Source organism: Pseudomonas sp. S3_C06 (assembly GCF_054667675.1).
The window spans coordinates 4,716,936-4,727,500 of sequence record NZ_CP162747.1 but is presented as its reverse complement, the minus strand read 5'-3'; the positions used below and the strand labels follow the sequence as shown (position 1 = coordinate 4,727,500).

At 59.6% G+C, this 10,565-nt stretch carries 8 protein-coding genes and 1 pseudogene (1 of these 9 only partly in view); 7 read left to right on the top strand and 2 right to left on the bottom strand.

Features of this window, described 5'->3' with window-relative positions; all coding sequences use genetic code 11:
- Positions 1-945 carry the 5' portion of a CoA-acylating methylmalonate-semialdehyde dehydrogenase gene (locus tag AB4N44_RS20910; protein WP_064118435.1) on the bottom strand. The gene continues 549 nt to the left of window position 1, outside the view, so only the first 945 of its 1,494 coding nucleotides appear in the window; it begins with the start codon at positions 943-945; its stop codon lies beyond the left edge, outside the window.
- Positions 946-1,021: 76 nt separating this feature from the next.
- Complete coding sequence (aptA, locus tag AB4N44_RS20905) at positions 1,022-2,371, bottom strand: omega-aminotransferase AptA (protein ID WP_007914732.1); 1,350 nt, start codon at positions 2,369-2,371, stop codon at positions 1,022-1,024.
- A gap of 138 nt (positions 2,372-2,509) precedes the next feature.
- Between aptA and AB4N44_RS20900 the strand changes: the two genes are divergently transcribed.
- From AB4N44_RS20900 to AB4N44_RS20870, 7 genes and pseudogenes are all read left to right on the top strand, one after another.
- A complete protein-coding gene (locus tag AB4N44_RS20900; RefSeq protein ID WP_064387741.1) occupies positions 2,510-3,430 on the top strand; it encodes a LysR family transcriptional regulator in 921 nt (306 codons plus the stop codon).
- A gap of 122 nt (positions 3,431-3,552) precedes the next feature.
- The gene (locus AB4N44_RS20895) at positions 3,553-4,941 is read left to right on the top strand and encodes a uracil-xanthine permease family protein (RefSeq protein WP_150749972.1); all 1,389 of its coding nucleotides are present in this window, start codon (positions 3,553-3,555) and stop codon (positions 4,939-4,941) included.
- A gap of 88 nt (positions 4,942-5,029) precedes the next feature.
- Positions 5,030-5,681 (top strand): annotated as a pseudogene (locus AB4N44_RS20890) (TetR/AcrR family transcriptional regulator).
- A 7-nt stretch (positions 5,682-5,688) separates the two neighbouring features.
- Positions 5,689-6,270: an IMPACT family protein gene (locus AB4N44_RS20885; RefSeq protein WP_460107706.1), complete on the top strand. Its 582-nt coding sequence runs from the start codon at positions 5,689-5,691 to the stop codon at positions 6,268-6,270.
- Between the two features lie 643 nt (positions 6,271-6,913).
- Positions 6,914-8,461 (top strand): ABC transporter ATP-binding protein, encoded by a 1,548-nt coding sequence (locus AB4N44_RS20880; protein ID WP_460107709.1) that lies wholly within the window; start codon positions 6,914-6,916, stop codon positions 8,459-8,461.
- Between the two features lie 13 nt (positions 8,462-8,474).
- Positions 8,475-9,581 carry an ABC transporter permease gene (locus tag AB4N44_RS20875; protein ID WP_460107712.1) on the top strand — a complete coding sequence of 369 codons (1,107 nt, stop codon included), beginning with the start codon at positions 8,475-8,477 and terminating at the stop codon, positions 9,579-9,581.
- Positions 9,581-10,507, top strand: coding sequence for an ABC transporter permease (locus tag AB4N44_RS20870; RefSeq protein WP_064118442.1), 927 nt, complete (start codon positions 9,581-9,583; stop codon positions 10,505-10,507). The genes AB4N44_RS20875 and AB4N44_RS20870 overlap by 1 nt, the downstream gene beginning before the upstream one ends.
- Positions 10,508-10,565 lie beyond the last annotated feature (58 nt).

Genomic DNA, 10,565 nt, shown 5'->3' with positions numbered 1-10,565 from the left:
CGAAGTGCCGGCACCAATTTTCAGCGCTTTGATCTGTGGAACCAGTTTGGCCACCAGCGCATCTGCCACTTGATCGCCAACACACACGGCAACCGAAATCGCCATGCAGCGCTCACCGCACGAACCGTAGGCCGCACCCATCAGTGCGCTGACCGCGTTGTCCAGATCGGCATCCGGCATCAACACTGCGTGGTTCTTCGCGCCGCCCAGTGCCTGAACGCGTTTGCCGCGCTTGGTGCCTTCGGCGTAGATGTACTCGGCAATCGGCGTCGAACCAACGAAGCTCAGCGCTTTGACTTCCGGCGCTTCGATCAGCGCGTCCACGGCAGTCTTGTCGCCATGCACCACGCTCATCACGCCTTTCGGCAGACCGGCTTCCAGCAGCAGCTGAGCGATCAGCAGCGTCGAGCTTGGATCACGTTCGGACGGTTTGAGGATAAAGCAGTTACCGCAGACGATCGCCAGTGGGTACATCCACAGCGGCACCATGGCCGGGAAGTTGAACGGGGTGATACCGGCAACGATGCCCAGCGGCTGAAAGTCCGACCATGCGTCGATGTTCGGGCCGACGTTGCGGCTGTATTCACCCTTGAGGATTTCCGGGGCAGCGCAAGCGAACTCGACGTTCTCGATGCCGCGTTTCAATTCACCGGCGGCGTCTTCCAGAGTCTTGCCGTGTTCTTCGCTGATCAATTGCGAGATGCGTGCTTCGTTCTGCTCCAGCAGTTGCTTGAAGCGGAACATCACCTGGGCACGTTTGGCCGGTGGCGTGTTGCGCCACGCCGGGAACGCAGCCTTGGCGGCATCGATGGCTTTCTGGATGGTTGCCTGGCTGGCCAGTGGCAGCTTGTGGATAGCCTGACCGGTGGACGGGTTGAACACATCAACCGCGCGACCGTTCTCGGTCACCAGTTCGCCATTGATCAAATGCGGAATAACGCTCATCGAAAACTCCTGAATTCTTGTGCGCAGACACCCGCAACAGGCGCCTGCTATTTGTATAGCTATATAAAAGGAAAAATCAGTCGAGCTTGTTCAGCACTTCGCCGACCGCGTCGAACAGACGATCGAGGTCTTGCGGCTTGCTGTTGAAGGTTGGGCCGAACTGCAGGGTGTCGCCGCCGAAGCGTACGTAGAACCCGGCTTTCCACAGGGCCATGCCCGCCTCGAACGGACGCACGATAGCGTCGCCGTCACGCCCGGCAATCTGGATCGCACCGGCCAGACCGAAGTTGCGGATGTCGATAACGTTCTTCGAACCTTTCAGACCGTGCAGCGCGTTTTCGAAATGCGGTGCGACTTCGGCAACGCTCTGCACCAGGTTTTCCTTTTGCAGCAGATCGAGTGCTGCCAGGCCTGCAGCGCAAGCCACCGGGTGTGCCGAGTAGGTGTAGCCGTGCGGGAATTCCACGGCGTATTCCGGGGTCGGCTGATTCATGAAGGTCTGGTAGATCTCGGAGCTGGCAATCACTGCGCCCATCGGGATCGCGCCGTTGGTGACTTGCTTGGCGATGCACATCAGGTCCGGGGTCACGCCAAAGGTGTCGGCGCCGAACATGTTGCCGGTACGGCCGAAACCGGTGATCACTTCGTCGAACACCAACAGAATGCTGTGCTGATCGCAAATTTCGCGCAGACGTTTCAGGTAACCCTGCGGCGGCACCAGTACGCCAGCGGAACCGGCCATAGGCTCAACGAATACCGCGGCGATGTTCGAAGCGTCGTGCAGTTCGATCAGCTTCAGCAACTCATCGGCCAAAGCGATACCGCCCTGCTCCGGCATGCCACGGGAGAAAGCGTTGCTGGCCAGCAGCGTGTGCGGCAGATGATCGACGTCCATCATCGCCTGACCGAACAGCTTGCGGTTGCCGTTGACGCCGCCGAGGCTGGTGCCGGCAATGTTCACGCCGTGGTAACCACGGGCACGGCCGATCATTTTGGTCTTGGTCGACTGGCCTTTCAGGCGCCAGTAGGCACGGACCATTTTCACTGCTGTGTCGGCGCACTCGGAACCGGAGTCAGTGAAGAACACGTGGTTGAGGTTGCCCGGAGTCAGCTCGGTGATTTTTTCGGCCAACTGGAACGACAGTGGATGGCCGTACTGGAAGCCCGGCGAGTAATCGAGGGTGCCCAACTGTTTGGAGACCGCTTCCTGAATTTCCTTGCGGGTGTGGCCGGCGCCACAGGTCCACAGGCCAGACAGCGAGTCGTATACCCGGCGGCCTTTGTCGTCGATCAGCCAGCTGCCTTCGGCGCCAACGATCAAACGCGGATCGCGCTGGAAATTGCGGTTGGCGGTGTACGGCATCCAGTGCGCGTCCAGCTTCAATTGGCTGGCCAGTGGCGACGGCGCGTTTTCAGGCATGTTCATCGGGCAAAACCTCGCAGGGCATAAGCGTCAGGGAGATAAAAAGCGTTGTTGCAGCTAAATTGCCACGGCGATAAAGTCGGTGAAATTCAACTCTTCTAACCTTCAGTTAGAACTTTGCTAAACAATGAGAACAATAAGATGAGCAGCCGCCGTCCCGATCCGCTGGCCCAGGTCAGTGACTTTGATATTCGCCTGCTGCGGATTTTTCGCAGCGTGGTGGAGTGCGGCGGCTTCTCGGCGGCGGAAACCGTGCTCGGCATCGGTCGCTCGGCGATCAGTCAGCAGATGAGCGATCTGGAGCAGCGCCTCGGTTTGCGTCTGTGCCAGCGCGGGCGCGCCGGGTTTTCGCTGACCGAAGAAGGTCGCGAGGTGTATCAATCGGCGCTGCAACTATTAAGTGCGCTGGAAAGTTTCCGCACCGAGGTCAACGGTCTGCACCAGCATTTGCGTGGCGAGCTGATCATCGGCCTGACCGACAACCTCGTCACCCTCCCCCACATGCGCATTACCCACGCCCTCGCGCAGTTGAAGGAGCGCGGACCAGATGTGCAGATCCAGATCCGCATGATTGCGCCGAATGAAGTTGAGCAAGGCGTGCTCGATGGGCGTCTGCATGTTGGCGTGGTGCCGCAGGCCAGTGCGTTGTCGGGACTGGAATATCAGCCGTTGTACAGCGAGCGTTCGCTGCTTTATTGCGCGGTGGGGCATCCGCTGTTTTATGTCGATGACAAGCAACTCGATGACGAACGCTTAAACAGTCAGGACGCGATTGCGCCGACGTTTCGGTTGCCGGCGGATATTCAGGCGCATTACCAGGCGCTCAATTGCACCGCCAGCGCTTCCGATCGAGAAGGCATGGCGTTTCTGATTCTGACCGGGCGCTACATTGGTTATCTGCCGGACCACTACGCCAGTCTCTGGGTACAGCAAGGTCGCTTGCGTGCGCTGAAATCGCAAACGCGTTTTTATGACTTGAGCCTCGCATCGGTCACGCGCAAGGGCCGGCGCCCTCATTTGGTGCTGGAAAGCTTTTTGGAGAGTCTGGCGGCGACGCGTTGAAGAATCCTGCAAGGCCCGCCAGCGTTGGGCCTTGACGACTAAATCACTCGATAACCTGAGCAAGTGGACAGCTTTTTGCAAAGCAGGATCAACTCCAATCCTTCAACAAGAAGCCTTCAGCCATGCAGCCAGATTCCGAACAATCCAGCGACCTGATCTACGGCCTCAACGACCGCCCCAAACCACTCGCCGCAACTCTCGCGGCGCTGCAACACGTGCTCGCCAGTTTCGTCGGCATCATCACCCCGCCGCTGGTGATCGGTTCAGCATTGGGGCTGACCGCGCATTTGCCCTACCTGATCAGCATGGCGTTGATGGTCTCGGGCGTCGGCACCTTTATTCAGGCGCGGCGGCCGTTCGGCATCGGGGCGGGAATGATCTGTTTACAGGGCACCAGTTTCGCCTTTCTCGGTGCGGTGCTGTCGGCCGGTTTTCTGGTCAAGCAACGTGGCGGCAGCCCGGAAGACATTCTGGCGATGATCTTCGGCGTGTGCTTTTTCGGCGCAATCGTGCAGATCGTCCTCAGCCGCTTCATCGGTCAATTGCGTCGAGTCGTTACGCCGCTGGTGACCGGGATCGTCATCACCCTGATCGGTATCAGCCTGATCAAGGTCGGCATCACCGATCTGGGCGGTGGCTTCAATGCGCCGGATTTCGGTGCGCCAGGCAATCTGGCGCTGGGCGTGTTTGTGTTGCTGACGATCATTCTGCTCAACCGCTCGAACACGCCATGGGTGCGCTTGTCGGCAATCATCATCGGTTTGCTGCTCGGCAGCCTGGCCGCGTGGTTCAGTGGGAAACTGGTGCCGCAGCCTTTACCTGACTTGCCACTGGTGAGTTTTCCTACACCGTTCAAGTTTGGCTTCAGCTTCGACTGGACGGCTTTCCTGCCGGTCGCGCTGATTTATCTGATCAGCACCATCGAAACCGTCGGCGACCTCACCGCCAACTGCATGCTCGCCCGCCAACCGATCAGCGGCCCTTCTTATATAAGCCGCCTGCGCGGTGGCGTCCTCGGCGATGGCGTCAGTTGCATGATCGCCGCGACCTTCAGCGCCTTCCCCAACACCACGTTTGCGCAGAACAACGGCGTGATCCAGCTGACCGGCGTCGCCAGTCGTTACGTTGGTCTGTACATCGGCGCGATCCTGTTTTGTCTCGGTATGTTCCCAATGATCGGCGCGGTGCTGCAGCAGATTCCAAAACCGGTACTCGGTGGCGCGACCCTGGTGATGTTCGGCGCGGTGGCGGCTGCCGGCGTGCGCATCCTCGCGCAGTCGCCACTGGATCGACGCAGCATGTTGATCATCGCCACGTCGTTCGGCGTCGGCCTGGGCATTGCCGCGCAACCGAACCTGCTGCACCTGCTGCCAAAACTTGTGCAGAACCTGTTTGATTCGGCGATCACCAGCGGCGGCCTGACCGCGATCATCCTGTGCCTGTTGCTGCCGGAGTCGAAAACCGAGGCCGCTGAAGCGCACGCGCCGCTGAACAAGATCGAACAGGCGTAACGGTTTTATCGCGCAAAGACTTGTCGGATGCCTGTGGGTGCGCTATCAACGCAACTGGTTGCACCCACAGACAAACCCGGAAGTGCCTATGACCTTTGAAGTCCCAGCCCATGGCGGCAAGCCCGCCAGCCGCATTCGTCAGAAAAACGAAGAGACCATCCTCAAAGCCGCCGAAGACGAGTTCGCCCGTCACGGGTACAAAGGCACCAGCATGAACACCATCGCGCAGAATGCCGGGTTGCCCAAGGCGAACCTGCATTACTACTTCACCAACAAACTCGGTTTGTACGTGGCGGTGTTGAGCAACATCATCGAGCTGTGGGACAGCACCTTCAACACGCTAACGGCCGAGGACGATCCAGCCGAAGCGCTGACCCGGTACATTCGCGCCAAGATGGAGTTCTCCCGCCGTCAGCCGCAGGCCTCGCGAATCTTTGCGATGGAAGTGATCAGCGGCGGTGAATGCCTGACCGAATATTTCAATCAGGATTACCGCGCCTGGTTCACTGGCCGTGCGGCGGTGTTTCAGGCGTGGATCGATGCGGGCAAAATGGACGCGGTCGATCCGGTGCACCTGATCTTCCTGTTGTGGGGCAGCACTCAGCATTACGCCGACTTCGCCACGCAGATTCTGTCGCGTCAGCGGTCGCAGCAAGCTGACCAAGCAGGACATGGAAGACGCCGGCAACAACCTGATCCGCATCATTCTCAAAGGCTGCGGCCTCACTCCTCCTCTATAAGACGTTTATGCCTTTCACCCTCAGCGGTTTTTGCGAGTACCGCGAAGAGATTCGCAAAAGCCGCTTTATCACCTTCGCCACGCCGATCGGCAGCCCTGCCGAGGCGCTGGCGTTCTTCGAGCAACACAGCGACTTCAATGCCTCGCACAATTGCTGGGCGTGGAAGCTCGGCGATCAATATCGCAGCAATGACGACGGCGAGCCGGGCGGCACGGCGGGTCGGCCGATTCTCGCGGCAATTGAGGCGCAGGATTGCGATCAGGTCGCGGTGCTGGTGATTCGTTGGTACGGCGGCATTCAACTTGGGACTGGTGGGTTGGCCCGGGCTTATGGCGGTGGCGCGAACAAGTGCCTGCAAACGGCGGCGAAGGTTGAGTTGATCAGTCGGGTGCCGTTGAGTTGCGCTTGCGGGTTTGCCGAGTTGGCGTTGGTGAAGTTGCGCGTTGCCGATCTGGGTGGATTGGTAGTGGAGGAAAACTTCACGGCGAACGGGGTCGAGTTGAAGTTAGCGGTGGGTGAGGCGCAAATCGATGTCTTGCAAACCCAGCTAGCGGATTTGAGCCGTGGGCGGATTTTGTTGCAGCGGTGAAGCAGGATCAAAAGATCGCAGCGTTCCGCAGCTCCTACAGGGATCCGGGTTTGTCATGAATTTCGTTGGTGATACCGGTATCAGCGTTTTCGTGTAGGAGCTGCCGAAGGCTGCGATCTTTTAGGGCATCACCCTTTTCCGTTATTCCCCGGAGTTGCCCACATCTGCTGTGCACCCGACTGTGGATAACCTGAGTACATTCCGCTGTAACCCTTCTGTCACGTGGCTTTGCGCGGTTTGCTCACTTTTCGTTCAATTCAACCGACGAAACGAAAATTTCAAACAGAAACAGACAGTTAGCGCGGTTTATCACCATTAGAAGAAAGCACCGCAGTGCTTATGCCCGGGTTTGCGGCTTGCGCACAATAACTGTGGAACAAGCTGTGGATAACCCGTTCATGGCTGGCGCAGTCGCAGGTTCTGCCTGACTCACACGTGTTTGCTCGTTTTTTGATCAGTTGCTGACGGGCAAAACTGGAGCCCGATCAACGGCTTTGCTCTGAATTGGTGCCGGGCACAAGCCTGTTTTTATCTTGGGTGCTCTACGCCAAGGGCTGATACACGCGGCCCGCTCGCGTTCCTGACTCAATGGCCAGGAAATTGCTTTATCCACAGGCACAACTCCAAGCAAGTCGAGCCTGTCATGCCAATCGCTCCTCCCATTGCGCGCTTGCAACTGCGCCATATCAGCAAACGCTACCCCGGTTGTCTGGCCAATGACGCCATCGACCTGAGCATCGCACCCGGGGAAATCCATGCCCTGCTCGGTGAAAACGGTGCGGGCAAAAGCACCCTGATGAAAATCATCTACGGCGTTACCCAGGCCGATTCGGGCGAGATGCTCTGGCAGGGTCAACGGGTCAACATCCGCAACCCGGCACAGGCGCGGCAGCTGGGCATCGGCATGGTGTTCCAGCATTTCTCACTGTTCGAAACCCTCAGCGTGGCGCAGAACATTGCGCTGGCGATGGGCGCTGCGGCCGGCACACCGAAGCAACTGGAGCCGAAAATTCGCCAAGTGTCGCGTCGCTACGGTATGGCGCTGGAACCCGAAAGACTTGTCCACAGTCTGTCGATCGGCGAGCGCCAGCGCGTGGAAATCATTCGCTGCCTGATGCAGAACATTCGCCTGTTGATTCTCGACGAACCGACCTCAGTGCTGACACCGCAGGAGGCCGATGAGTTGTTCATCACCCTGCGCCGCCTCGCCTCCGAGGGCTGCAGCATTCTGTTTATCAGCCACAAACTCGGCGAAGTACGGGCGCTGTGTCACAGCGCGACGGTTTTGCGCGGCGGGCGCGTGGCCGGGCATTGCGTGCCAGCCGAATGTTCGGATCAGCAGTTGGCGCAGCTGATGGTTGGCGAAGCAGCGGCGTTGATTGGCGATTACCCGAAGGTCAGTGGCGGCACGACGTTTTTACGGATTAGCGGATTGAGTTGGCACAACCCGGACCCGTTTGGCTGCTCGCTGAAAGACATCGACCTGGAAGTGCGCGGCGGTGAAATCGTCGGCATCGCCGGGGTCGCCGGTAATGGTCAGGATGAGTTGCTTGCGCTGCTCAGCGGCGAGCAAATCCTGCGTCGCGCCGAAGCGGCAACTATTCGATTCGCGGAGCAACATGTCGCCGACCTGCGCCCGGATGCGCGACGCAAACTGGGCCTGGCATTCGTGCCCGCCGAGCGTCTCGGTCATGGCGCGGTGCCGGAATTGAGTCTGGCCGATAACGCCCTGCTCACCGCTTTCCAGCAAGGCTTGGTCAGCAACGGTTTGATCGAACGCGGCAAAGTCGAAGCCCTCGCCCGACAGATCATTCAGCGTTTCGGCGTAAAAACCCCGGACACGCAAACCGCTGCGCGCAGCCTGTCCGGCGGCAACCTGCAGAAATTCATCCTCGGCCGGGAAATCCTCCAGCAACCGAAACTGCTGATCGCCGCGCACCCGACCTGGGGCGTCGACGTCGGTGCTGCCGCGACCATTCACCGCGCGCTGATCGCGTTGCGCGATGCCGGTGCGGCGATTCTGGTGATTTCCGAAGACCTCGACGAACTGTTCCAGATCAGCGATCGCCTCGGTGCGTTGTGCGGTGGACGTTTGTCGGCGTTGCACAACACCGGCGATACCCAACTCAGCGATGTCGGCGGCTGGATGGCCGGCCAGTTCGACCACACACCTTCAGCCGCCACGGTTTAACGGAGTTTTCCACATGCTGCTTTCCCTCGAACCCCGTGGCCAGCAATCGCGCCTGATGCTGTGGTGCTCGCCGTTACTGGCGGCGGCGCTGACGCTCGGCTGCGGCTCGCTGCTGTTTATCGCCCTCGGTCACGACCCGCTGCAAACCTTGCACACGCTGCTGATCGCACCGGTCAGCGACTTGTATGGCGTCTCCGAATTACTGGTCAAGGCGCTGCCGATTCTGCTCTGCGCACTGGGCTTGGCGGTGGCCTATCAGGCGCGGATCTGGAACATCGGCGCCGAAGGTCAATTGCTCCTCGGCGCACTCGCCGGCAGTGCCTTGGCGGTGAACATCATCGGCATGCAAAGTCGTTGGGCGCTGGTATTTATTCTGCTCACCGGCACCCTCGCTGGCGCGGCGTGGGCCGGGCTCACCGCGTGGTTGCGCACGCGCTTCAACGCCAACGAAATCCTCACCAGCATCATGCTCAATTACATCGCGCTGAACCTGCTGCTGTTCTGCGTGCACGGGCCGCTTAAAGATCCGGCCGGGTTCAACTTTCCCGAGTCAGCGATGTTCGGCGATGCCAGCCGTTTGCCGTTGTTGATGGAGGATGGCCGCGTGCATGCCGGGGTGTATTTCGCCCTGCTCGCACTGGTCGCGGTGTGGGTGTTGTTGCAGAAAAGCTTTGTCGGTTTCCAGATCAAAGTGCTTGGGCTGGACAAGCGTGCCGCAGGGTTTGTCGGCTTTCGCGAGAAGCGCTTGATCTGGCTGGCACTGTTGATCAGCGGCGGCTTGGCCGGGCTCGCCGGCGTTTGCGAAGTCACCGGGCCGATTGGCCAATTGGTGCCGCAGGTGTCGCCGGGTTATGGCTATGCGGCGATTACCGTGGCGTTTCTTGGGCGTCTGAATCCGATCGGGATTCTGTTTTCGAGTCTGTTGATGGCACTGCTGTACATCGGTGGCGAGAGCGCGCAAATGACGATGAACCTGCCGCAGGCGATCACCCAGTTGTTTCAAGGAATGATGCTGTTTTTCCTGCTCGCCTGTGACGTGCTGATTCTCTATCGGCCACGTCTGAACCTGCGCTGGGTGAAGCGCACCTCGACCACTGCCGTAACCGTCGGAGCGCTGTGATGGATATCGATCTGTTGAGCAATATTTTCTACGCCATGGTGCGTTGCGGCACGCCGCTGTTGCTGGTGGCGCTGGGGGAGCTGATTTGCGAAAAGAGCGGCGTGCTCAACCTCGGGCAGGAAGGGATGATGCTGTTTGGCGCGGTGATCGGTTTTATCGTCGCGCTGAACAGCGGCAACCTGTGGCTCGGCGTGTTGTTGGCGATGCTCGCGGGCATGTTGTTGTCGTCGCTGTTTGCCTTGGTGGCGCTGGTGTTCAACGCCAATCAGGTGGCGACCGGGTTGGCGTTGACGATTTTTGGTGTCGGGCTGTCGACCTTTGTCGGCGCGGCTTGGGTGGGTAAACCGTTGGCCGGTTTTGAGCCGTTGGCGATTCCTTATCTGAGTGAGATTCCGCTGATCGGTCGGATGCTGTTTGCTCAGGATTTGCTGGTGTATCTGTCGTTCGCGCTGTTTGCGCTGGTGGCGTGGGTGATCATCAAAAGTCGTGTCGGGTTGATCATTCAAGCGGTCGGGGAAAACCCGGATGCGGCCAGTGCGATGGGCTTGCCGGTGTTGACCGTGCGCACCTTGGCGGTGCTGTTCGGCGGGGCGATGGCCGGGTTGGCCGGGGCTTATTTGTCGCTGGCGTATACGCCGATGTGGGCAGAAAACATGACCGCCGGGCGTGGCTGGATCGCCTTGGCGCTGGTGGTATTTGCCAGTTGGCGAGTATGGCGGTTGTTGCTCGGGGCGTATCTGTTTGGCCTCGCCAGTATCCTGCACTTGGTGGCGCAGGGGTTGGGGCTGGCGATTCCGTCGAGTTTGCTGGCGATGCTGCCGTATGTCGCGACGATTGTGGTGTTGGTGCTGTTGTCGCGGGATGCGCTGCGCACGCGGCTGTATGCGCCGGTGTCGCTTGGGCAGCCTTGGCAGGCGGGGCATTAATTATTGTTTGGGCGGGCCTCTTCGCGAGCAGGCTCGCTCCCACATTTTCCGCTCTCGA